Raw genomic sequence first — 23630 nt, 5'->3', positions numbered from 1 at the left:
GCCGATCGGCCCGTTACGAGGCCCTACTCGAAGATCGCGAAGAACTTCTCGGCACCGGAGGCGCTATCCTCGGACGGATTGGTCCAGAACTCGTCGACGAAGTCGTTGAGCGCGCCGGCCTGCTGCGGAGAGAGGATCAGGGCTTGGTCCGGCACGATCTTGCCCGCACTCATCAGTTCCAGCCCCTTTTGCGCACATATGTCGAGCTTCGACTTGTCGACGTCGGTGCGCATCGGCACGGAACCTTTTTTGAGCGAAAATTCGACCTGCACGGCTGGATCCATCGCGACCTCCGCGAGCAGCGTCTGGCCCTTCTGGGATGCCGCATCGGCGATCTTCGGGAAGGAGAAGGAGTCGGCGACATAAACCATGCCCGGCGATTGCGGCGCGAGCATGCAGCCATAGTCCTTGCCCGGCTGCTTGCCGGCGGCAACGAATTCGCCCTTGGCCCAATCGCCCATGAATTGCACGCCGGCCTTGCCGGTGATGACCATGGCGGTCGCGTCGTTCCAGTTGCGGCCGGCCGCACCCTCATCGACATAGCCACGCAGCTTGCCGAGAATATCGAGTGTCTTCTTCACACCCTCGGTGGATGCGTCGCTCTTCTCCTTGTCGGCATAAATCTTGAGAAAGCCGTCGATGCCGACCTGGGTCAGCAGGATCATGTTGAAGACCTTGGATTCCTGCCAGGATTGGCCACCCCAGGCGACCGGCAGAACACCAGCGGCCTTGAGCTTGTCGAGAGCGGTGAAGAATTCGTCCCAGTTCTTCGGCTCGTCGCTCACGCCGGCCTTGGCGAAGGCGTCCTTGGAATAGAACACCCAGCTTTCGCCATGGGCGTCGCTGGGTGAAAGATAGACCTTGCCGTTATAGGAGATGAGATCATAGATCGATTTCGGCAGGACCTCGGCCCATTTGCCCGCTTTCGCGACGTCGTCGATCGAATTCAGAAGGCCCTGATTGACGAAATCGGTATTGGCAAGGCCGATCACGGCTTGCTTGGCAGCCGGCGGATCGCCCGCGACCAGTCGGTTCTGGAAGGCGGCATCGGCCGCTCCGAAACCGGCAATGGAGGAGTCCTTCCAGACGCCGCCGCGCTTTTCGAATTCTTGGCTGATGACGCCGAGGGCGGCGGCCTCGCTGCCGGAGGTCCAGGAGGTCATGACCTCGGCCTGCGGCTTGTCTTCGGCATAGGTCGGGGTGGATGCCGCAACGAGGGCGGCTCCCACCAATAGCAGTTTCATTCTGTTTTTCATCGTTCCACCTTTTCAAAAAGGCCCTCTTTGCGGGGCCGTTTGGTCTTTAGATCATTGGTATCAGCGATAGATCGGCAGAAGCGCCTGCCGCACGAGCGTCAGCCCGTTTGCGATGTCGCCGACCGGATCGGGCGCGGCGTCGAGCTCGAGGATGGCCCAGCCTTGATAGCCACGGTCGCGCAGGAGCCTGATCCAGCCCGGCCAATCGACGCGACCGAGGCCGAAGCCGCAGAAATAGGGGCGATGGCGGTCATGGATGTGCTCGTCGATCACGGTATCGGCCGGCATTGGCCCGAGCGCGTCTTTCCAGTGAGCGATGATGACGCGCTCATGGTGGCGGTCGACAAGTTGCAGCGGATCGGAGCCTGCGACGATGATATGGGCCGTATCCGGGCACATATGCACATAGGCGGGATCCGTCAGCAGCATCAGCAGATCGACATCGCGCGCGGCTGCGAAGATCGAGTGCGCTTCGGTGTGGAGCGCCAGCCGCACACCCTTGGCGTAAAGGGTGGCGCCGAGGCGATTGAGGAAATCGGCGATCTTGCGCGCCTGCTCGAAATCGAAGAACCGAGCAGGCTGCGCGCCGAGGGTCTGGCGAAGCGGCGCACCGATGACCATGATGTCGCTGCCGCAGGCCTTGAGGAACTCGGCGTATTTCTCGGCTTTTTCGATGATGGCGGCTTGCGCGGATGCTTCGGTGAAATCGCCGGCGGCTTCGAGCTCAGCGAAGAAACCGCTCGCCAGCGTCAGCCCACGCTTGGAAAGCTCGGCGGCGAAGGCTTCGACCGAGCCATAGGTCTTCGTCGCATCCTGCCAGTTGAACGGCGAGAAGGTCAGCTCCACGCCGGTGACGCCGGAAGCCTGCACGGCATCGAGAATCTTGTCCCAGAAGGCGCGCGGCTCGCTGCGGGACAGGGCGATGATGCCATCATAATCTCTAACGCCCCAAAATCCGGGGTGGAAGAAAGTGACGAGATCGACGCCAAAGCGAAGCCGTTCCGTTGAGGTCATGAGACTATCCGTTCCTAAGCATGGAAGATCGTTCGCGGAGCTCTGCTCCGCAGCAAATAATCCTTAATGATTTCAATGCACTGCAATTGGCAATCGTTTGCCGTGCCTAGATAGTAGACAAGTCGTTTTTATATGCAAGCGGTTTTTGGCAATCGTTTGCTAAAGCTCTGGGATTGCCGTAGCATCCCGCGCAGCAGGCATCGGGAAGGACGTAAAAAAGTGAAAAATAACAAGGATCTGCCCGTGGAAGAGCATTCCGGACCCTTGATGGCGGATGTCGCCCGGCTGGCAGGGGTCGCCATCTCGACGGTCAGCCGGGCGCTGGCCAATCCGGGCCGTGTGAATGAAAAGACGCGCGCCAAGATCGACGCCGCCGCCAAGCACCTCGGCTATACACCGAATGCCATGGCCCGAGGCCTTCGCGTCGGAAAATCCAATGTCGTCATGATTGTCCTGCCGGGTTCGCTCTACTATGGCGTCTCACAGGTCATTCCGCAGGTTCTCCAGGGCATCAACCGGTCCCTGAGCCAGAATGGCTACCATCTGATGATTGCCAACCTCGATCGTGACGAGACCTCGGAGCGTCACATCCTGGATCTGGCCTTCGGCGGCACGGTACGCGGGGCCATCATTCTCTCCTCCGATCTGCCTGTTGATGGCGGCCGGTCGCTCAAGGATTCGGCCCTGCCGATCGTTTCTCTCCTGTTCGACATGAGCCATGCGGCTCTGCCGAGCGTGGTCACCAATGATCGGCAGTCCGTTCGGGAAGCGACGAGCGAACTGATCGCTCTCGGCCACAAGCGGTTCCTTTATCTTGCCGGGCCGGTGGGCAACTACCATGACAACGAACGTTATCTTGGCGTTCTTGAAGCGCTCGCCGCGGCAGGACTGTCCGAAAAGGCAGTCGTCAGGTCCGGAGGCACCCTTGATTATCAGCACGGCTTCCAGATCGGCGTCGCCGCGGCCGCCGAATTCGCCGATCTCACGCAGAAGCCGACGGCCGTCATTGCCACGAGCGATGACATGGCCATTTCATTTATGAGCTGCGTCCAACGAACGGGCTGGAAAATTCCGGAGGATCTTTCCATCGTATCGTTCGACGGAGCGCCGGTATGCGAATATTCCTCTCCTCCGCTCTCGACGATCGAACAGCCGGTCGAGGAGATGGGGCAATTGGCTGTGAGCTTGCTGATGGAACGCATCGATGCGCCGGAAAGGGGAGCGGCGGCGCGTCACGTCATTTCGAGCAAGCTCATTCGGCGCGAAAGTTTCGGCCCGGCACGGCCGAGCAGCTAACGGCCGCATCTCGCTCCCCGTGCAATAAATCGCTGATATTTGAGGGGCGAGATATCGGAATCCGGCTTGGGGCATTCCTTTACCATCGGGCTCTATAATCCGGTATAGATGCTAATTTCGAAAGGCCTATACTGGATAAGATGCTGGGCACGGAAATCGTCGCATTCCTTGAAGCATGTCCGATGGCGGCGCTTGTGATCGACGCCAGAGGGGCCGTCGTCTTTACGAATGCCGAAGCTCGCAATTTCTTTGGCATTGGAGACCAGCCTCACACCTCCGTCATCTCGGATCTGCTGCCTGACTGGCCGCTGGTTTCGGCAGCATCGCAGCAGCTTATCGTCGCCGGCAATGGCCATGGACGGGACTGTCACGTCAAAGTCATGACGTGGCAATCGGCCTCTGACGTGATGACTGCGGTTCTTATCGAACCGGAGACCGAAGAACGGCGGGCGGCTTCGGTGGCGCGTGAGGCGAACCTGCGTCTTCGATATGTCATCGAGATGTTGCCGGAAGCCGTTTGCGTCTTCGATGCCAACGACCGTTATGTTCTCTGGAACGAGAAATATGCGGAGCTCTACCCGGACATTGCGGATTATCTCAAACCCGGCGTCGCTTTCGAGGACATATTGAAGGTGAGCCTTGCGAGCAACCGAATGCGGGAGGTTGTCGACGACAAGGAGGCCTGGCTGCGGCAGCGCATGCGGAAGTTTCGTCAGCCCGTTTCACAGGAAGAGCAGCAGCTGCGCGACGGACGGTGGCTGCGGCATGACGACCGGCGCACTCCCGATGGCGGCGCCATCGGCACGCGGGTAGACATCACCGATTTGAAACAGCGCGAGGAATGGCTGCACCAGCTTTTTGACGCCAATCCGATGCCCATGCTCCTGTGCGACGGCAGCAGCCTTCAAATCCTGCAGGCCAATCGAGCCGCATTGGATTTCTACGGTTTCGGGAAAGCGACATTGCTCTCCTGGAGAGCATGCAACATGCATGTCGAGAGCGAGACCGATCGATTTGCAAAGGCGCTTCTCGAACTTGGTGGTGACTGCGAGGCCAGAACGGTCTGGCGGCAAAGAATAGCCGATGGCAGCGAGCGCCATGTGCTGATCTATGTTCGCGTGCTGCACGAAGGCAAGGAACGCCGCCTTCTGTTGACCGTTGCCGATGTCAGTGACCGAATCCTCGCGGAGGCGGAAGCCAACCGTCTCGCCGAGCACGACATGCTGACCGGGTTGCCGAACCGGATGCGCTTCTACAAGGCCCTTGGCGAAGCATTGAGAGCAAATGATGGAAAGCGAGTCGCCGTTTTCTGCCTCGATCTCGACGGCTTCAAGCCGGTCAACGACACATTCGGGCATGCCGCAGGTGACGATGTGCTCAAGATGGTGGCCGAGCGTCTGCGAGGTGCCGCGAGGGGCAATATGGTCGCGCGGCTCGGCGGCGACGAATTCGCCATCCTGATGGAAGCTCATGCGGGAGATGTCGCCGAGCTGGCACAGGGCTGCATCGCTGCTTTCAAATCATCCTTCCTCATCGACGGTGTCCCGGTCGATATCGGCATCAGTGTCGGCGTTTCGGTGGCACCTGCGGAGGGTCAGGATGGACAAGCCCTGGTTCGGGAGGCCGACCATGCCCTCTACAGGGCCAAAGCCAATGGGCGGAATACCTGGCAAATGGCGTCCGACGGCTATCGGCATCGCAATGTTCCGAGACGTCGAAGGTGAGGTTGGCGGCGCTCGCATGCGGCTCTTGAACTTGGCCCGGCGACCCCTCATCTGATTAGCAACTGTTTCAATCTGTCGAACTGACAGCCTCTCGCTTTTTCACAGTTGCTGCCGGTCCTCGTAGCGACGCGCGTCCGCGTCGGAGGAGTTTTTCATGGGATTCATTGATCGCGACATCCAGCCCTCATCCGATGCCGGGCTGCTGGATGCCTATTCTCAATCGGTATCGAGTGCCGTCGATGTCGTCGGTCCGGCCGTCAGCCGGATCGAGCGATTGGGCGGCGGGGCCGGGCATGGCTCCGGCTTTGCCATCTCGCCGGATGGCCTCGTCGTCACCAACAACCATGTCGTAGACGATGCGAAGGCCGTCCGCATCAAGACCCCTGAGGGCGCGACCATCGAGGGCAGGGTGCTCGGCCGCGATCCGGACACCGACCTTGCCCTGATCCGCGCCAATGACTGGCCCGGCGCATGGGCTCGGCTTGGCGATTCCAAGACGCTGAAGCGCGGTCATATCGCGATCGCCATCGGCAACCCGCTCGGTTTCGAATGGACCGTCACGGCCGGTATCGTATCGGCGCTCGGCAGGTCGATGCGCGCGGCGAGCGGCCGGCTGATGGAAGATATCATCCAGACGGATGCAGCACTCAATCCGGGTAATTCGGGCGGGCCGCTGGTGTCATCGGCGGGCGAGGTGATCGGCGTCAATACGGCCGTCATCCAGGGCGCCCAGAGCATCGCCTTTTCGGTCGCCTCGAATACGGCCAAGCACGTCGTCTCGGAGATCCTGCGCTTCGGTCACGTCAGGCGTGCCTATATCGGCATCGCCGCCGACACGGTGGAACTGCATCGGCGGATTGCACTGGAAGCTGGCGTCGCGCACTCGACCGCCGTGCGGCTGCGGCGCGTCGAAAAGGACAGCCCCGCAGAAAAAGGTGGCTTGCAGGAGGGCGACTACCTGCTCGCCATCGATGGGCATGCCGTGTCAGGCATAGACGATGTCGTCAGGCTTTTGGATGGCGACAAGATCGATACAGAGATCGAGGTGCTGATCTTCAGCGTCGGTGGCTTGATCGAGCGACGGCAAGTGAAGCCGTCGGCTCGTCCTGCGATCTAACTGCCGATTGCTATCCTCTGCCGACCAATGGCATTTTCGTCGCCATGACGGTCATCGAAAGCACGTTGGCATCGAGCGGCAAGGTGGCCATGTAGACGACGGCGCGCGCCACGTGTTCGGCGGAGATCGTCGGTTCGGCGGCGACCTCTCCGTTTGCCTGCAGCACGCCGGCGCTCATCCGTGCCGTCATGTCGGTTGCCGCATTGCCGATATCGATCTGGCCGCAGGCTATGTCGAAGGGGCGGCCATCGAGCGCCGTCGACTTCGTCAGGCCGGTGATGGCGTGCTTCGTGGCCGTATAGGGTGCTGAAAGCGGGCGCGGCGTCGTCGCTGAGATCGAACCGTTGTTGATGATGCGGCCGCCGTGGGGCACCTGGTTCTTCATCAGCCGGAAGGCCTGCTGGGTGCAGAGGAATGCGCCGGTGAGGTTCGCTCCGACGATGGCGTTCCACTGTTCGAAGGTCAGTTCCTCCATCGGAACTGCGGGCAGCCCCATGCCGGCATTGTTGACCAGAAGATCGAGGCGGCCATATCGGCTGGCAATGGCATCGAAAAGGGTGCGGACGGATACCGGATCGCTGACATCGGCAGCAACCGCGAAAAATTCCGCGCCGGTCTCCTCCGTAAGCTCCGTGGCGGATTTTTCAAGGACATCTGCCCGCCGCCCGGAGATCACAACCTTGTAGCCGGCTGCACCGAGTGCTTTTGCCATGGCGCGCCCGAGACCCGTGCCGCCGCCGGTCACCAGCGCTATTCCATTGTGCGTGGTAGGTGAAGCCTCGGTCATGCAAGCCTCCCGTCCAGTTCGTCTTCGATGTGAACCTGCAAGATCTCGTCGAAGCTCTGCTCCGCCTTGAAGCCGAGATCGCCGGCCCTTTGCGCATCGAACTGTGTCGCCCACCCGGCGACGATCCGCTCGATCACCGGATCCGGTTCCCGCCGGATGAGGGCGACCGCCTTGTCGCCGGCTACCCGTCGCAGTGCGTCGATTTCATCGGAAACGAGCGCCGACAGTCCAGGCATGGTGAGATTGCGTCGCGGCCCGATCTTCGCAGTATCGAGCGTTGCGGCGTGCAGGAAGAAGCCGACTGCGGAGCGCGGGCTTGCAAACCAATGCCGCACAGTGTCGCTGACGGGCAGAATGGCCTCCTTGCCGACCAGCGGCTCGCGCAGGATGTTCGAGAAGAAGCCGGAGGCGGCCTTGTTCGGCGCACCGGGACGCACGCAGATGGTGGGCAGCCTGATGCCGATACCGTCGAAAATGCCTCGCCTGGAATAGTCAGCGAGCAGAAGCTCGGCGATCGCCTTCTGCGTGCCGTAGCTTGTCAACGGCGCGGTCAAGAATTCATCGCCGATAACCTCGGGGAAGGGCGTACCGAATACGGCGATGGACGACGCAAAGATCACGCGCGGCGTGTACTCAGTCTTCAGGCGCTGCTGGCGAATGGCTTCGAACAGCGCTCGCGTGCCATCAAGGTTGACGGTGTAGCCCTTGTCGAAGTCCGCTTCCGCTTCGCCGGAAACGATGGCGGCAAGATGGAAGATCACGTCGGGACGGTCTTCGATAAGCTTGGCTGCGACACCGGCATTCGCGAGATCCATAGTAACAGCCTTCGAAACGGCCTTGAGAGCTTCCGGTACCGGCGGCTGGATCGCATCGGCGAGCGTCAGGCGATCGATCGACTGTCCGAGAGCCTTCGGCTCGGCTGCTATCCTGTCGACAAGCTTGCGGCCGATCATGCCCGCAGCGCCCAAAATCAATACAAGCATTTCGGCTCTTCCTCCCAAGGGGCTGGTGTCGGTCTTAAAGATAGTCACCGCCGTCTCCTCGCCAATCCCCTTGCATCGGCCCAATCGACGGCGGTCAAAAACGGTTCAGATATGAACTGCTGCCCTCATCGATACGCCTGTAGCCAGGCCAGGCCAGCTTCCGTAGTGGTTGCCGGCCGATATTCAGCCCCGATGGGCCTGTCATAACCGAGCTTTTCGATAAAGCGCAGGATATAGCGGTAGTCGATTTCGCCGTGGTCCGGTTCGCGGCGATCCGGGACGGCGGCGATCTGAATATGGCCGATGGCGTCCAGATGCGCCTGCAGCCTATGCGTCAAGTCGCCCTGCATGATCTGAATATGATAGCAATCGAACATCAGCTTGATGTTCTGCGCTCCGACCGCGGAGATGATGTCGAGCGCCTGCTCCATCGTCTGCAGGAAGTATCCCGGCGCATCGCGTTGGTTCAGCGGTTCGATCAGCACGTTCGCTCCGACCTTGCCGGCACGCTCGCAGGCATAGCGCAGATTGCCAATGAAGGTGCTCCGTGCCTCTTCGCCACTGCTCTTTCCAGCCATCACATGCACGTTTCGCGTGCCGGTGGCGGCGGCATAGTCGAACGCCTGGTCGATCGCCCGGCGTGCCTCGTCCTCGCGGCCCGGCAAGGCCGCCAGCCCATTGTCGCCGGCCTCGACACGACCTCGGCTGGTGTTGAGACCAAGCATGGGGAGGCCGGTTTCAGTGAGCGCCTGACGCACGATCTCGGCTGATGTGTCATAGGGATAATGGCATTCCACCGCGTCGAAGCCGGCGGCCTTGGCGGCCCGGATCGCGTCTGGAAGCGAAAGCTCCTGCCAAAGGAAGCCCAGATTGGCGGAAAAGCGCAGCATGTTCAGTCCCACTCCACATCATAGGTGCGAACCAGATCGGCAATTTGTGCGTCGGTCAGCAGGGAGGGATTGGCCCCCCGTGTCAGGATGGCAAGTTTTGCCGTCTCTTCCAATTCCTCGATGGCATAGATCGCCGCCTCCAGATCCTTTGCCGAGACGACGGGTCCGTGCGCCGCCAGCATCACGGCGCTGCGTTTGCCGGCAAGGCCGCGGATCGCATCGCCCATGGTCGGGTCACCCGGCATGAAATAGGGCAGGAGTTTCACCTTGCCGAGCTTCATGATCGAATAGGCCGTGAGCGGCGGCAACATATTGTCGCTATCGATATCGGGCAGAACAGACAGCGCGACCGAATGGCTGGAATGGAGATGCACGACCGCGCCCGTCTTGTCCGGTCGGGTCTCGTAGAAGGCCGCATGCAGCGGCATTTCCTTCGTCGGCTTGTCTCCGCCGATCAGGCGTCCATTGCCGTCGAACAGCGAGAGGCGTGAGGGGTCCAGGCGCCCGAAGGAACTGCCTGTCGGCGTCACCAGCAGGCGACCGTCGCTGAGGCGCGCGGAAATATTCCCGGAAGAACCGGCGGTGAGGCCCCGGTCGTAAAGCGATTTGGCCATCAGGCATATCTGCTCGCGCAGCTTGGCTTCCTCGCTCATGCCGCCTCCAGCCGGGTGAAGGCATCCGTGAAGAAGGTCTCGCCGCCGAAATTGCCTGATTTCAGCGCAAGTGCAATCGTCTCGCCCTCCACATCCGCGAAGGTCCAGGGAACGCCGGGCGCTATTTCCGGGCCGATCGTCAGATGGGTAACGCCGAGAGCCTGGGTGATCGCACCCGAGGTCTCGCCGCCGGCAACGACGAAGCGGCGTGTGCCGAGGCGGAAGGCTTCGTGAGCAATCTTGGAAAGCGCGTCTTCGACCACCTGGCCGGCCTTATCTCGCCCCAATTGCTCCTGCGCCTGGCGCACTTCGTCGGGCTCGGCGGTGGCGTAGATGATTTTTGCAGCGTCAGCGGGTTGCTTCTGCAGCCACTGGCAGGCTGCCGCCGCACCTTGTTCCGCAAGGGCGATAGGATCAAGCCTCAGGCTGATACTGTGCGCCGCATAGTTGGCGACTTGCTTGCGTGTCATGGCGGAGCAACTTCCCGACAGGACGATCTGGCCGCCCGCGACGTTTGGCAATGTTTGGCGGACCTTAGGTGGTGCCGCAAGGCCTTGCTCCACGTACAGCCGCGGAAGCTGGCCGGCGATCGCGCTGCCGCCGGTCAACAGGGGAAAATCCACCGTGGCGGTGGCGATCGTGCGCAGGTCATCATCGCAAACGGCGTCGACGATCACATGCTGCACGCCGTCTTCCCCGAGCCGCAGCAGCCTCGCTCTCAGCGCCGCTGGACCCTCGGAAACCGCGATGCGGTTGGCGAGACCGGCCGTACCGCGCACCTGCGGCGTCAGAAGCCGCACCAGGCTCGAATCACGCATCGGCGTCAGCGGATGGTCCTTCATCGGACTTTCCGAAAGAAGCTGCTCACCGACGAACAGATGGCCCATGAATATGCTGCGGCCGTTTTCGGGAAAGGCCGGGCAGTAGATTGCTTGCCGGGCGCCGGTCTGTGCCATCAGCATTTCCGCGATCGGACCGATATTGCCCTCCGGGGTGCTGTCGAAGGTCGAGCAATATTTCCAGAAGAACCGGGTCGCGCCCGCGTCTTTCAGCCATTCCAGCGCCTGTCGCGCTTGCTCCACGGCAGTCTGGACCGGCGCTGTCCGGCATTTCAGGGCGATGACTTCGATGACGGCTGCATCGTTGTCGTCACGTTTCCTCTGCGGCACGCCGATCCGCAGCGACACCGGCAGTCCGCTGCGCGAGAGGAGCGCGGCAAGGTCCGTCGCTCCGGTAAAATCATCGGCGATGCAGCCGAGCAGGAGTGCCATGCTCTAGTTCTCCATGCCCGGCAGGATGGCGCCGCTCTTGCGGGCGAGGATCTTTGCGACGGCAGCGTCATCCTCGAGGCCGAGACCTGCTTCGGAAGCCTCGACGAAGAGGCTGAGCGCGGTTGTTGTAAGCGGCGTGAGGGCTCCCGCCCTTTCGGCCTCGGAGGCGACAATGCCAAGGTCCTTGACGAAGATGTTGACCGCCGAGCGTGGGGTGTAATCACCCGAAACGATGTGTTCGCCCCGGTTCTCGAACATCCATGACGAGCCCGCCGAAACGCTGATCACCTCATAAAGCGTCTTCAGGTCGATGCCGGCCTTGGCGGCAAGCGTCATGGCTTCGGCGGTTGCCGCAATGTGCACGCCTGCGAGAAGCTGATTGATCATCTTCACCTGGGAACCAGGGCCGGGCCGATCCCCCAGCCGGAACACCTTGGCCGAAATGGCGCCAAGGACAGCGGATGCTCGATCGAAGGCCTCTTGCGGGCCGGATGCCATGACGGTGATCTCGCCCGCCAGCGCGCGAACATGACCTCCGGAGACCGGTGCGTCGATGACCAGCATGCCGGCTGCCTCCAATCTTTCGGCAATTGCCGTCGTGGCGCTCGGTGCCATGGTCGTGCAAAGTAGAAAGACAGTTGACGGGCGTGCAGTTTCCACCGCACCGTTCGGCCCGAAGAGAACGTCTTCGACTTGCTTGCTGTTGATGACGTAGACGAGGACTACATCGGCCGTGTCCACTGCCGAGGCCGGCGTGGTGCAGGCGTCCCCGCCTGCTTCCGTGAAGCGCGTGAGGATATCGCTGCGAACATCGCATCCCCGTACAACAAAGCCTGCTTTGAGAAGGGATATCGCTGCGCCCCAACCCATCGATCCCAGTCCGATGACGGCTGCCTTCACTACGTCCTGCACGGCGCTACCTCTGCAAATATCAATAATGTTACCGATACCGGTATCGATACCATGGCCAATCTCCTCCGTAATTGTCAATAGACGGCAGTTTGCATTTTGGTGGAAACATCCTATGAAGAAGAGCGGCGCCAGCCAAGGTGCGGCTTGTCATCGAGGGCTGCTTGGGCATGCGCAAACCCACTCTGGAAGAAGTCGCGATCGAGGCAGGCGTCAGCAAAATGACGGCGTCGCGCGCCCTTCGCGGTTCCGCCGATGTCTCCAGGGAAACCCGTGAGAGGGTCCTCAAGGCGGCGACGCGGATGAGCTATGTGGGCAACAGGCTGGCGCTCTCGCTTTCCTCGCAACGCACCAATCTGGTCGCCGTCGTCGTGCCCAGCATGTCGAACATCGTGTTTCCCGAAGTTCTGGCTGGCATTTCCGCCGGGCTGGATGGTTCCGGCATGCAGGCCGTGTTCGGCATATCCGACTATGACGTCGCCAAGGAGCGCGACATCATCCGCGACATGCTCTCCTGGCAGCCTTGCGCCATCATCGTTACCGGTCTGGATCAGCCGGAGGAGACGGTGAGATTGTTGAAGCATGCAAACATTCCGGTCATCCAGCTTATGGATCTCGATGGTACTCCGATCGATTTCAATGTCGGGCTGTCGCATGGCGGGGCGGGCGAGGACATGGCAAGGGCACTCGTTGGGGCCGGCCGCAGACGGTTCGGCTATGTCGGCAGCGCACTCGAAAAGGATCTGCGCGCGGGCAAGCGCAAGGCCGGCTTCGAGCGTGTGTTGCGCGAGCACGGCCTGCACTTCGTGGACCAGTCGATCGATGACGCATTTTCCTCGATCGCCTTGGGCAAGCGGCTGACGACGGCCATGCTCGCGGGCGTTCCCGATCTCGATTGCATCTATTATTCCAATGACGATATGGCGAGCGGCGGATTGTTCGCCTGCATGGAGCTCGGCGTTGCTGTGCCCGAAAAGATCCTGATTGCCGGGTTCAACGGGCTGGATCTCGTCAACTCCCTGCCGTCGCCGATTGCGACATCCCGCTCACTAAGACGCTCCATGGGCGAGGTTGCGGCGCAGCTGGTCCGTCAGGCGGTGGCGGGCGATCAGGATGCCTTCCAGAAAACGGTTGCGTTCAAGCCTGTGATCACAGGAATTGACGGCTACGATGATGCGGCGGACGAGTCGGAGAAGGCTCGCTTGCTGCCATGATCAGCATGGTATGATCCCGGTCGGGCTCGGTTGTTGCTTGAGCCTTTGTTAGGTTGATGGTGATACTGGCACTACGTCACCTTCTCAAACAGAGGATATTTGAGAATGCATCGCCCCCAACAATTGCTTTTTGCCCTTACCTTCACTGCCATGACAGCCGTTTTATCAAGCGTATGGGCTGCCGGCTTTGAGAACATTATCGTCTCGACGGAGAAAGATGCCGACACGACGCAGGATAGCTTTGCCCCGGATACGCCGAAAATCTTTGTTTCGGCTGAACTCGCCGAGGACGTCCCCGCCGGAAGCAAGGTGAATATTGCCTGGATCTCCGTCGATTCCGGAGGAGCCGCTCCGCCGAACTACAAGATCGATGAGGTCAATCTCGACATCACATCGATGATCAATCACGTCAATTCCGCGTTGACCAAGCCGAACAGTGGCTGGCCGGTCGGGACATACAAGATCGAATTCTCTGTCAACGGCAAGCCGATGGAGTCGGTCGATTTCGCCGTCAAATAGGGCCTGGGCTATTTACGCCTGCAGTATATGCCTGCGCGTCAGCTCCTTGAGCATGTCCACGTCGCCTTTCTCTATCGCGTCGACCATCAGCTGATGTTCGTGGCCCGACTGCTCGATGCGGGCGCGGGTGCGCCATTGCGATACGGGCGCCGATGACGTCCGCTGCCGGATCTCCGTGATTAGTTCGACGAGTTCCTGATTGCCGGCGAGCGCCAGCAAATGCCGGTGAAAGGCAAGATTGGCTTCGTAGAGCTCAAGCATGGTGCCGGTCAGCACCAGCTCGTCGAAGCGCGAGGCAAGCGCCCGCAAATTCGCGACATCGTCTTCGCCGGCGTTTGCGACGATCCGGTCGCTGACCGCCGTTTCAAGGATGACGCGGATGTCGCTGACTTCCTGAGCGCGGCGCCCGTCCTGCTCGTGCACGTGATAGCCGCGATTGGGAACATGCTCCACCAGCCGCTTCTGCACCAGCCTGTCGAGCGCGCGGCGCACTTCCGGCCGCGTACAGTTGTATCGTCGTTCGAGATCGATCTGCTTCAGCCATGTTCCGGGCGGAAGCCTGCCGGCGAGGATATCCTGGAGAATGAGCTCGGTCACATCCGGCGTCTCCGCCTCTTTTGCTCGCGCTGTCGCTTCAGCTTCCAGCGAATTCATGTAGCTCTCCCAAGCCTCCCGATTTCCGCGATGACTATCATAGGTCCAGGCTCATCAACAACGACGTGCCCGTTGTCGCTGCCGAAAAAATATTCATGCACATCTCTTGCGCACCCATTTCAATTGGCACATAAATTGGTGCCAATTTGATATCCATTACATGAGGCGGATGCAAGTCCATGCAAAATTCTGATGCGGTCTGGGAAATCGTCGAGAGAAAACGCGCGGCGTTCTTTGCGCTCAGCGATCGGATCTGGGGTATCCCCGAGACGAATTATCTCGAATATCAATCCGCCGAAGAACATGCTCGCATGCTTGAGAGCGAGGGCTTTCGGGTCGAGCGCGGACTTGCCGGCTTGCCGACAGCAGTCATGGGAGAGGCAGGCGAGGGCGGACCGGTTATCGCGATACTGGGTGAGTTCGATGCGCTGCCGGGATTGAGCCAGGAGGCCGGGATCGCCGAGGAGCGCCCCTTGATCAGCGGCGGCAACGGCCATGGCTGCGGTCATAACATGCTCGGCTCCGGATCGATGCTGGCCGCCGCCGCCGTCAAGGATTTCCTTGCCGAAAACGGTCTGAAGGGCAGGGTGCGCTATTATGGTTGCCCCGCCGAAGAGGGCGGTTCTTCCAAGGGCTTCATGGTGCGGTCCGGCGTCTTCGATGACGTCGACATCGCGATTTCATGGCATCCGGCAGCCTTTGCCGGCGTCAACAATCCGATCTCGCTCGCCTGTAACGAGCTCAACTTCCACTTCTCCGGCCGCGCGTCGCATGCTTCTGCTACGCCCCATCTTGGACGCAGTGCGCTCGACGCGGTCGAGTTGATGAATGTCGGTGTCAACTACATGCGCGAGCACATGCCGTCGACGGCGCGCATTCACTACGCCATCACCGATGCGGGCGGTGCGGCGCCGAACGTCGTGCAGGCGCGTGCGACGGTCCGCTATCTTGTTCGCGCGCGGACCTTGCCGGAGCTTCTGTCACTGGTTGCGCGGGTCAGGAAGGTTGCAGATGGCGCCGCGCTGATGACCGAGACGACCGTACGCAGCGAGATCATCAGCGGCGATGCCAATCTGGTCGGCAATACGCCGCTCGAGGAGTGCATGTTTTCGAACCTCGAGCGTCTTGGGCCGCCGGTGTTCGATGATGCGGATCGCGAGACGGCGCGTAAATTCCAGCAGACCTTCAGTGCTGAGGATATCGCGGCTTCCTATGGTCGTTTCTCGCTGAAGCCGAAGAAGGGCCAAGCGCTCTGCGAGGAGATTTTCCCGCTGAATGCCGGTGATGGAACTCTGGTCGGCTCCACGGATGTCGGAACCGTCAGCTGGGTCGTCCCGACGGTCCAGATGCGCGGCGCCACCTATGCGATCGGCACGCCGGGGCATTCCTGGCAGCTTGTCGCCCAAGGTAAGTTGCCGGTGGCGCACAAGGGAACCGAGCATGCAGCCAAAGTGATGGCGAGCACGGCTACCGACCTCATCCGCAATCCGCAGCTCATCGAGGCCGCCAAGGCCGACCACAAGGCGCGGCTCGAGGGCACGCCTTTCGTCAATCCGATCCCGGACGACGTCAAGCCGCCCCTCCCGGAGACGGCCAATGGCTGAGCTGGCCCTGAAGCCCGATCGCGAGCGCCTGATGGCGCATATCACAGAGTTTGCCCGCCGAGTGAAGCTCTCGGGGACGCCTGAGGAGCTCGAAAGCTTTCGGTACCTTCAGTATCAGATGGATAGCTACGGTTATCGGACACAGCTCTTGTCGCATGACGCCTACATCAGTCTGCCTGGCGCGACGAAAGTGGAGATCGACGGCAAGAGCCTCCGCTGCATTACTCATTCCATGTCGGTCTCGACATCCGCGGCCGGAGTGGCCGGCGCTCTCGTTTATGTCGGCGAGGGTAGCGAGGCGGATTTTTCCGGCAAGGCCGTCGCCGGGAAAATCCTTCTGGTGGATGGGATCGCGACCGAGGAAGTGGCAGCATTTGCAAGCGCCGCCGGTGCTCTCGGCCAGCTTCATATCAGCCCGAACGAACATCTTTATGAAATGTGCGTGTCGCCGGTCTGGGGCAGCCCGTCGCAACATACGCGCGCCAATCTGCCGACGACAGCCATCTGCACCGTTGCCAAGGAAGACGGTGATCGCTTGCGCATCCGGCTTGCGAGCGGCGAAAAAGTGCAGGCAAGGCTCACGGCGGAGGTGGATACCGGCTGGCGCAAAACGCCGCTGCTGGTTGCCGAGCTTCAGCCGACCGGCGAGGATACGCCATTCGTGCTCTTTTCGGGGCATCATGACACCTGGCATTTCGGCGTCATGGACAATGGCGGCGCCAATGCGACGATGCTGGAGGCCGCCCGTCTACTTGCCCTTCACGCGGCTGATTGGCGACGTAGCCTGCGCATATGTTTTTGGTCCGGTCATTCGCACGGCCGCTATTCCGGCTCGGCCTGGTATGCGGACGAATATTTCGACGATCTCGATCGTCGTTGCGCCGTTCATGTGAATGTTGACTCCACCGGCGGCGAGGGGGCAACAGTGCTCACCAATTCCGGCGTGATCGACGAGTTGCGGCCCTTGGCTTCGGACGTGATCGAGCGCGTCACCGGGCAAAAGCACGCCGGCAGGCGGCATGGCCGGGCTGCGGACCAATCCTTCTGGGGTGTCGGCATCCCCTCGATGTTCGGCAGCCTCAGCCATCAGCCGCCCGGCCCGGTCAAGATGCTGACGGCGCTCGGATGGTGGTGGCATACGCCACATGATACGGCCGAGCATATCGACCCCGATAATCTGAGCCGCGACACACAAATCGTCCTCGAGGTCCTGTGGCGGCTCTTGACGTCGCCGGTTCTGCCTCTGGACTACACGGCCTATGCCGCAGCGCTCGGCGAACAGATCACGCGCCTGCAGACAGGGCTTGATGGCCGCATCGACATTTCCGTTTTGGCAAAGGCGGTCAACGAGCTGAACGATAAGGCGAGAGCCATCCTCGAGGCAGGTGATGTCTCTGTCGACAGGGCTGAGAGCATCAATGCTTCGATGATGCGTGCCGCGCGCCATCTGGTGCCGCTGAATTATACGAGCGGCGAGCGCTTCCATCACGATTCCGCCCTGCCGCACCCTGCCTGGCCTTCACTGGAGGGGCTGCGTGCGCTGGCCTCATTGCCCGTCAGATCGCCCGAGACGGCCTTTTATGCTGTTCACGCGCGCCAGGTCAGAAATCGTGTTGCCCATGCGCTGAGAGAGGCCAATGCGGCACTCGGATCGGCGCTGAACGACTGATTGCCAAATGCAATAACCGGCTGCGCAAAGTGGCTGTAAATAAAAAGGGAACTGAAAATGAAGAACAAAAGCCTGCTTGCCGCCGTATTCGGGGCGATCGCCGTTCTGGCTCCGCTTGCTGCCGACGCCAAGGATTGGACGCATGTGAAGGTCGGCATCGAGGGTGCTTTTCCGCCCTGGAACCTGATGGATTCCAGCGGCAAGCTCGCCGGCTTCGACGTCGATCTCATCAACAGTCTGTGCAGCCGCGCCAAGGTCGACTGCGAGCTGATCGCCGGCGAGTGGAATGCGATGATCCCGAGCCTCGATGCCGGCAAGTTCGATCTTGTCATGACGCTCGGCATCAACGAGAAGCGCAAGCAGGTCGTCGACTTCACCGTTCCCTATGCCAGCGGCGTCGCGAGCTTTTTCCTTTTGAAGGATGGCCCAGTTTCCGCGCTGCCGATGACAGGCGAACGGCTGAACCTGAACGACAAGGCCAAGGCCGATCCGGTGATGGCGGATATCGGCAAGGCCTTGAAGGGTAAGACGGTCGGCGTGGTACAGTCGACCAGCCAGGAGCAGTTGATCACCGCCTATTTCGGCTCCGATGTCACCGTGCGCGCCTATAAGAGCTCCGGCGAACGCGATCTCGATTTGAAGGCGGGCCGTGTCGATGCCGGTTTCGACAGCGGCGTCTATGAGACCTCCGTCCTCGGCAAGCCGGGCAATGAGGATCTGATGATGTCGGGCCCGATGGTCAAGGGCGCGATGCTTGCGACGGAAGTGGCGCTTGGCATGCGTAAGGGCGAAACCGATCTGAAAGCCAAGTTCGATGAGGCCATCAAGCAAGCCGCCAAGGATGGGACGATCAAGCAGCTCTCGGAAAAGTGGAGCAAGATCGATCTGACGCCGACTTTCGACGCCAATTGAGTGTCCTCGCCAGACATCATCCCTAGCTGAGGCTTAGACAATGATACGATTTGCCAGAATCTGCTCTTCCCGGGCAGCCCCATGAACCAGCCAGGCATATTTGAACTTGCCGGCTTCGGCCCGGACGGCTGGGGACATGCCCTTCTCGCCGGGGCGTGGATGACCATCCTCGTCGCGATTGCCGGCTATGCGGTCGGCGCCTTCATCGGGACCTTCGGTGCCTGGGCGAAGATTGCCGGCAATCGCTTTGCGCGCACCGTGGCCGATGCCTACACGACCGTATTGCGCGGCATTCCCGATCTGCTGGTCATCTACCTCTTCTATTTCGGCGGAAGCGCTGTCGTGACGGCAGTCGGCAAGCTTTTCGGGGCGGAAGGCTTCCTTGGCTTTCCCGGCTTCCTCGCCGGCTCGCTTGCCGTGGGCGTCACCTCGGGAGCCCAATTCACGGAGGTGCTGCGGGGCGGGTTCAAGGCGGTGCATCCCGGTGAAATCGAGGCGGCTATTGCCTGCGGCATGCCGCGCGGGCTGCGCCTACGTCGCATCATTGCGCCGCTGACGCTGCGCCACGCGCTTCCCGGCCTTGGCAATGTCTGGCAGGTCGTTCTGAAGGAATCGGCGCTGGTATCAATCACCGGCGTTGCCGAACTCTTGCGTCAGGCCCAGGTCGGTGCCGGCTCGACCGGGCTTCCATTCGATTTCTACCTGATTGCCGGCGTGATCTATCTGATGATCTCGACCCTTTCGAGCCTCATCCTCCAACAGGCCGAGCGGCGTTTGTCGCGCGGTGTGAGGAGGCGCTGATGGATTGGCAATTCCTTGAAGAGACCTTCGTAAGTCTCGTCGGCGCGCTCCCTCTGACGATCGAGCTTGCCGTGACATCGATTTGCCTCGGCGCCATCCTGGCGCTGCTGCTGGCGCTGGCGCGTCTCTCCGGCATCGCCGTCCTCGATTGGTTCGCGCGCCTCTATGTCTTCGTCTTCCGCGGTACGCCGCTGCTGGTTCAGATCTTCCTGATCTACTATGGCCTCGGCCAGTTCCCCGCTATACGACATAGCATCTTCTGGCCATTCCTGCGCGAGCCCTATTGGTGCGCCGTCCTGGCCTTGACCTTGAACACCGCCGCCTATGCCAGCGAGATCATTCGCGGCGGCCTGCTCTCGGTACCGCACGGGCAGGTCGAGGCCGCTCGTGCCTGCGGCATGCATCGCATCATGCTGTTTCGCCGCATCGTGTTGCCGCTCGCCATTCGTCAGGCATTGCCGGGTTATGGCAACGAGATGATCTCGATGGTCAAGGCGACGTCGCTTGCCTCGATCATCACGCTGATGGAGGTGACCGGTGTTGCCGCCAAGATCATCTCGGAGACCTATCGCGCAATCGAAGTCTTCGTCGTCTCGGGCGCCATCTATCTTCTGATCAATTTCGTGCTGACGCGTCTCATCCAGCTTGCCGAATACAGGTTGAGCCCGCACCTGCGCCCCGCTCCTTCCAGTACTCGCTCCACCACCGAGGCAGTTGCCGCAGGAGATCCTCAATGATGGCCATACCAGTCGCACTCAGCGTGCGCGACATGCACAAGAGCTTCGGGCCGGTCGAGGTTCTGAAAGGCATTTCACTCGACGCCCTGGAAGGGGACGTCGTCTCCATTCTCGGCTCTTCCGGTTCGGGAAAATCCACCTTCCTGCGCTGCATCAATCTTCTGGAGACACCCGATTCCGGCGAAGTGACAGTGGCCGGCGAAACGATCCGCATGCAGAGCAACACCCGCGGACCGCATCGCCCGGCGGATGGAAGGCAGGTCGACCGCATTCGCTCCCAGCTGGGAATGGTATTCCAAAGCTTCAATCTGTGGTCTCACAAGACCATCCTCGAAAACATCATCGAGGCGCCGATTCACGTCCAGCGCCGTTCGCGCGCAGAATGCGTCGAGGAAGCAGAGGCCTTGCTTGCCAAGGTTGGCATTGCCGACAAGCGCAACTTCTATCCCGCACATCTGTCGGGCGGCCAGCAGCAACGTGCCGCCATTGCCCGTGCGCTCGCCATGCGGCCGAAGGTCATGCTCTTTGACGAGCCGACGTCGGCGCTCGATCCCGAGCTTGTCGGCGAAGTTCTGCGCGTCATGCGGGCGCTTGCCGAGGAGGGGCGCACGATGCTCGTCGTCACGCATGAGATGGGCTTTGCGCGTGATGTCTCGAGCCGCGTCATCTTCCTGCATAAGGGCGTCGTCGAGGAAGACGGCAGGCCACAGGATGTCTTTGCCGGCTCGCGCTCCGAGCGCTTCCGCCAGTTCATCAGCAAATGACCAGTCAAGCTCAATCAGAAAAGGGGAACTCGATAATGAAATACCTTACCGGAATTCTCGCGGCCGTGATGATGGTCGCCACACTTGCCGTCTCGACGGTCGTGCGGGCGGAGGAAAAGAAATGGACGCATGTGACGATTGCGACCGAAGGCGCTTTCCGGCCATGGAACTTCACCAAGGCCGACGGCAGCCTGGATGGCTATGAAATCGAGCTGATCAAGTATTTCTGCGACCATATGAAGGTCGAATGCACGACCGTCATCCAGCCCTTCGACGGCATGATCCCCGCGCTCAATGCCGGCAAGTTCGATGCCATCATTTCGGGCATGTCGGCAACCGCCAAGCGCGAGGAAGTCATCGCCTTCAGCGATTCCTACGGCACGACCGGCCAGACGTTCGCGACACTGAAAGATTCCACGCTTGTCGGTCTGCCGCTGAAGGGCGAGGTCTTTTCGCTGGCGACGGACGAGGCCGGAGCGGCTGCGGCGGTAAAGCAGCTCGAGCCGATGCTCAAGGGCAAGACGATCGGTGTGCAGACGGCATCGATCGCCGCGACCTTCCTCGACAAATACCTCAAGGGTGTCGCCGATATCCGCGAATACAAGACCACCGAGCAGCACGATCTCGACCTGAAGGCCGGTCGCGTCGATATCATCATGGCGTCGATGGCCTATCTCTCGACGGCGGCTGCAAAGCCGGGCAACGAGGACATGGCCGTCACAGGCCCGCGCTTCCAGGGCGGCCTTCTCGGCCGTGGCAGCTCTGTCGGCCTGCGCAAGGAGGATACGCAGCTGAAGGCGATGTTCAACGATGCGATCGCCGCCGCGAAGGCCGATGGCACGATCGCCAAGCTGTCACAAAAGTGGTTCGGCTTCGACGTCACGCCGAAGTGAGGCTTTCCATGGTGGGGTGAATGCGATGAACCTGACGGCCGGTTATGGCCGTCAGGCCGTTACTCCCGCGACCTTTTCGGCGATATATCGGTTGCGCCGCCGTACATTTCGCAACAAGATTTCCCATAAATTTCACGGGTCAGAAACATTCGGAAACAGTCGGGGCCAAATGATCGGATAAATCAGCAACGCAGAGAGATCACCTTTGTTGCGGAGTCCGATCGCCGATGCTTCTTCCAAATCCATGGCAGCGAGAAAAGCTGAGCCATATCGTTGTGACGACCTTTCACGAGAAGGGTTATCGCGACTACGGCAAAAAATGCATAGAGACATTCCTCACTCACTGGCCGCAGGACATCTCCCTCGTCGTCTATGCCGAGAATGTCGAGATCGAGGAGAAGGATCGCCGCCTTCTGGTGTTCGATCACGATGAAACCTTGCCGCGGCTGCGTGATTTTCGTGAAGCCTATGGCCGAAACCTGCAGGCTAACGGATTTCGCCCCTCGGCCAATGGCTTGGTACGCGATTTTCGTTGGGATGCCGTTCGGTTTTCCAACAAGGTTTTTGCGGTCGCCGATGCCATCAGGCGCTATCATACCATGGTCGATCAACTGATATGGCTCGATGCCGATACGGTCACCCATAGGGACATTCCAAGGAACTTCATCGATAAGATCGCGCCGCGCGGAAACCAGCTTGCCGCCTATTTGAACCGGAGGATATATCCGGAGTGCGGATGGGTGGGGTACAACCTGCGCCATCGCGAGATATTGACCTTCGTCGAACGTTTCGAAGGCGCCTACACGTCGGGCTATTTTCAGACCCTGAAGGAAAGCCACGACAGCTTCGTCTTCTGGAAGGTGCTCCAGCAGATGGAGGGCGACGGGGAAGCCCGTTTCAAGCCACTCGGTTCGAACCTGACGAAGACCCATGTCTTCATCAATAGCGTTCTGGGCAGCTACATGGATCACCTCAAGGGCGACAGAAAGCAGGACGGAAAGAGCCGCAGGAGCGATCTGAAATGGAACCGGCGCGAGGCCTGGTGGCAATGATGGTGGATAATCGCGACTGCGACGGGCTCCGCATTTTGTAGGTAGCTACTCCATACGGGCGAGTTGCCATTATCTCGCGCAAGCGGCTAATCTGAATAGAATAAAGAATTCGGAGATTCATGTACGACGATTCGATTCTGCCGGCAGATGTCGCCGTGGTGCTGGGGTTGATGTGGAACATCATCGCCCCACTCGCCGCCTTTTGGGCCACGGGAAAATATCCACGCATGCGTTTGGTTTTTCATGGGCTCGCCTGCTTCGTTGTCCTGCTCTCCCCCTTGACGGCGATGATCCTCGGGTTGCCGGGTCTGCTTCCCGAGGAGGAAGAAAGCCCAGGAGCGCGTTTTGTGTTTTTGCCGCTTATCTTTGAGGCGGCAGTCATCCTGCTGCTATATTGTTTGGCTGGAGCAATGCTGCTCTCAAAATCGGTTCATTCGGCGATTGCGGACTGGCGCCGTAGCGATCAATCCCCTTAAACCGCCGCGGAAATCATCGCGCGCATCTTCAAGCCCCGTCGCATGACCGCTCGCCCGGCAAGGGTCACGAATAAAGCGATCGTCTACTCTCTATGTGATTTGGGTTGGATCGATGCTCTTGCCGCGCCGTCAGTTATGTCGACACGAGGGATCGTCAGAAAGGCCTCCAGCGTCTGTACGATGCTGGTCGATCTGTAGGATATCGAGTCGACCTCGGAGCTTTGCAGGATCAGTGAGCGGATGCGATCCATGAGAGCGGCATCCGGTTCTTGGCCGTCACCCACCATTTCGACCTTGATATAGACTGAAGACATAGACCCCCCGTCGCTGTCCTATCGTTTATTTCCTACCACTCGCAACGTGTCCATCAGGCGTGGACTATCACCATATCAGCAATTTATCATATTGCGAATAGACCCCAGTATGCCATGGTAC

The 23630-nt window shown here is 60.5% G+C and carries 24 protein-coding genes; 14 read left to right on the top strand and 10 right to left on the bottom strand.

The window, feature by feature from the left end:
• Nucleotides 1-23 precede the first annotated feature (23 nt).
• Nucleotides 24-1256, bottom strand: coding sequence for an ABC transporter substrate-binding protein (locus tag JTP94_RS12145; RefSeq protein ID WP_204850741.1), 1233 nt, complete (start codon nucleotides 1254-1256; stop codon nucleotides 24-26).
• A 60-nt stretch (nucleotides 1257-1316) separates the two neighbouring features.
• Nucleotides 1317-2270: a sugar phosphate isomerase/epimerase gene (locus tag JTP94_RS12140; RefSeq protein WP_204850740.1), complete on the bottom strand. Its 954-nt coding sequence runs from the start codon at nucleotides 2268-2270 to the stop codon at nucleotides 1317-1319.
• 219 nt (nucleotides 2271-2489) lie between these two features.
• Between JTP94_RS12140 and JTP94_RS12135 the strand changes: the two genes are divergently transcribed.
• The 3 genes from JTP94_RS12135 to JTP94_RS12125 all read left to right on the top strand — a co-directional run bounded on the left by JTP94_RS12135 (nucleotide 2490) and on the right by JTP94_RS12125 (nucleotide 6407).
• Nucleotides 2490-3566: a LacI family DNA-binding transcriptional regulator gene (locus JTP94_RS12135; RefSeq protein ID WP_204850739.1), complete on the top strand. Its 1077-nt coding sequence runs from the start codon at nucleotides 2490-2492 to the stop codon at nucleotides 3564-3566.
• A gap of 182 nt (nucleotides 3567-3748) precedes the next feature.
• On the top strand, nucleotides 3749-5290 hold the full coding sequence (locus JTP94_RS12130) for a diguanylate cyclase domain-containing protein (RefSeq protein ID WP_204850738.1): 1542 nt from the start codon (nucleotides 3749-3751) through the stop codon (nucleotides 5288-5290).
• Nucleotides 5291-5444: 154 nt separating this feature from the next.
• A complete protein-coding gene (locus JTP94_RS12125; protein ID WP_204850737.1) occupies nucleotides 5445-6407 on the top strand; it encodes a S1C family serine protease in 963 nt (320 codons plus the stop codon).
• A 10-nt stretch (nucleotides 6408-6417) separates the two neighbouring features.
• Here the strand turns inward: JTP94_RS12125 and JTP94_RS12120 are convergent, their stop codons facing one another.
• From JTP94_RS12120 to ltnD, 6 genes are all read right to left on the bottom strand, one after another.
• Nucleotides 6418-7194 (bottom strand): SDR family oxidoreductase, encoded by a 777-nt coding sequence (locus JTP94_RS12120; protein WP_204850736.1) that lies wholly within the window; start codon nucleotides 7192-7194, stop codon nucleotides 6418-6420.
• A complete protein-coding gene (gene denD / locus JTP94_RS12115; RefSeq protein WP_204850735.1) occupies nucleotides 7191-8177 on the bottom strand; it encodes a D-erythronate dehydrogenase in 987 nt (328 codons plus the stop codon). The genes JTP94_RS12120 and denD overlap by 4 nt, the downstream gene beginning before the upstream one ends.
• Nucleotides 8178-8302: 125 nt before the next feature.
• Entirely contained in the window at nucleotides 8303-9067 is a 765-nt protein-coding gene (locus JTP94_RS12110) for a hydroxypyruvate isomerase family protein (RefSeq protein ID WP_204850734.1), read from the bottom strand.
• Between the two features lie 2 nt (nucleotides 9068-9069).
• Entirely contained in the window at nucleotides 9070-9720 is a 651-nt protein-coding gene (gene otnC, locus JTP94_RS12105; RefSeq protein ID WP_204850733.1) for a 3-oxo-tetronate 4-phosphate decarboxylase, read from the bottom strand.
• On the bottom strand, nucleotides 9717-10991 hold the full coding sequence (otnK, locus tag JTP94_RS12100; RefSeq protein WP_204850732.1) for a 3-oxo-tetronate kinase: 1275 nt from the start codon (nucleotides 10989-10991) through the stop codon (nucleotides 9717-9719). The genes otnC and otnK overlap by 4 nt, the downstream gene beginning before the upstream one ends.
• A gap of 3 nt (nucleotides 10992-10994) precedes the next feature.
• Nucleotides 10995-11903, bottom strand: coding sequence for an L-threonate dehydrogenase (gene ltnD / locus JTP94_RS12095; RefSeq protein ID WP_204850731.1), 909 nt, complete (start codon nucleotides 11901-11903; stop codon nucleotides 10995-10997).
• Between the two features lie 167 nt (nucleotides 11904-12070).
• Here ltnD and JTP94_RS12090 point away from each other — a divergent pair, with 167 nt between their 5' ends.
• Together JTP94_RS12090 and JTP94_RS12085 are read left to right on the top strand one after the other, a co-directional pair.
• The gene (locus tag JTP94_RS12090) at nucleotides 12071-13114 is read left to right on the top strand and encodes a LacI family DNA-binding transcriptional regulator (protein ID WP_204850730.1); all 1044 of its coding nucleotides are present in this window, start codon (nucleotides 12071-12073) and stop codon (nucleotides 13112-13114) included.
• Between the two features lie 105 nt (nucleotides 13115-13219).
• Complete coding sequence (locus tag JTP94_RS12085) at nucleotides 13220-13633, top strand: hypothetical protein (protein ID WP_246754849.1); 414 nt, start codon at nucleotides 13220-13222, stop codon at nucleotides 13631-13633.
• Between the two features lie 12 nt (nucleotides 13634-13645).
• Here the strand turns inward: JTP94_RS12085 and JTP94_RS12080 are convergent, their stop codons facing one another.
• Complete coding sequence (locus JTP94_RS12080) at nucleotides 13646-14287, bottom strand: GntR family transcriptional regulator (protein ID WP_204850729.1); 642 nt, start codon at nucleotides 14285-14287, stop codon at nucleotides 13646-13648.
• A 179-nt stretch (nucleotides 14288-14466) separates the two neighbouring features.
• Between JTP94_RS12080 and JTP94_RS12075 the strand changes: the two genes are divergently transcribed.
• The 9 genes from JTP94_RS12075 (at nucleotide 14467) to JTP94_RS12035 (ending at nucleotide 23195) form a co-directional block, all read left to right on the top strand.
• Nucleotides 14467-15891, top strand: coding sequence for a M20 family metallopeptidase (locus tag JTP94_RS12075; RefSeq protein ID WP_204850728.1), 1425 nt, complete (start codon nucleotides 14467-14469; stop codon nucleotides 15889-15891).
• On the top strand, nucleotides 15884-17560 hold the full coding sequence (locus JTP94_RS12070; RefSeq protein ID WP_204850727.1) for a M28 family peptidase: 1677 nt from the start codon (nucleotides 15884-15886) through the stop codon (nucleotides 17558-17560). Before JTP94_RS12075 ends, JTP94_RS12070 begins: the two co-directional genes overlap by 8 nt.
• A 57-nt stretch (nucleotides 17561-17617) precedes the next feature.
• Nucleotides 17618-18472: a transporter substrate-binding domain-containing protein gene (locus JTP94_RS12065; protein WP_204850726.1), complete on the top strand. Its 855-nt coding sequence runs from the start codon at nucleotides 17618-17620 to the stop codon at nucleotides 18470-18472.
• 81 nt (nucleotides 18473-18553) lie between these two features.
• Entirely contained in the window at nucleotides 18554-19273 is a 720-nt protein-coding gene (locus JTP94_RS12060; protein ID WP_204850725.1) for an ABC transporter permease, read from the top strand.
• Nucleotides 19273-20010 carry an ABC transporter permease gene (locus JTP94_RS12055; protein WP_204850724.1) on the top strand — a complete coding sequence of 246 codons (738 nt, stop codon included), beginning with the start codon at nucleotides 19273-19275 and terminating at the stop codon, nucleotides 20008-20010. Before JTP94_RS12060 ends, JTP94_RS12055 begins: the two co-directional genes overlap by 1 nt.
• Nucleotides 20007-20774 (top strand): ABC transporter ATP-binding protein, encoded by a 768-nt coding sequence (locus JTP94_RS12050; protein ID WP_204850723.1) that lies wholly within the window; start codon nucleotides 20007-20009, stop codon nucleotides 20772-20774. Before JTP94_RS12055 ends, JTP94_RS12050 begins: the two co-directional genes overlap by 4 nt.
• Nucleotides 20775-20809: 35 nt before the next feature.
• On the top strand, nucleotides 20810-21667 hold the full coding sequence (locus tag JTP94_RS12045) for a transporter substrate-binding domain-containing protein (RefSeq protein ID WP_204850722.1): 858 nt from the start codon (nucleotides 20810-20812) through the stop codon (nucleotides 21665-21667).
• Between the two features lie 227 nt (nucleotides 21668-21894).
• Nucleotides 21895-22719, top strand: a complete 825-nt coding sequence (locus JTP94_RS12040) for a hypothetical protein (RefSeq protein WP_204850721.1) — start codon at nucleotides 21895-21897, stop codon at nucleotides 22717-22719.
• Between the two features lie 119 nt (nucleotides 22720-22838).
• Entirely contained in the window at nucleotides 22839-23195 is a 357-nt protein-coding gene (locus tag JTP94_RS12035) for a hypothetical protein (RefSeq protein ID WP_204850720.1), read from the top strand.
• A gap of 83 nt (nucleotides 23196-23278) precedes the next feature.
• Here JTP94_RS12035 and JTP94_RS12030 read toward each other — a convergent pair whose 3' ends face one another.
• Nucleotides 23279-23509, bottom strand: coding sequence for a hypothetical protein (locus JTP94_RS12030; protein WP_204850719.1), 231 nt, complete (start codon nucleotides 23507-23509; stop codon nucleotides 23279-23281).
• Nucleotides 23510-23630: the final 121 nt, after the last annotated feature.

It is taken from the genome of Martinezella lusitana (assembly GCF_016901135.1).
Lineage (GTDB): Bacteria > Pseudomonadota > Alphaproteobacteria > Rhizobiales > Rhizobiaceae > Rhizobium > Rhizobium lusitanum_D.
This window is presented reverse-complemented; position numbering and strand designations above follow the sequence as displayed.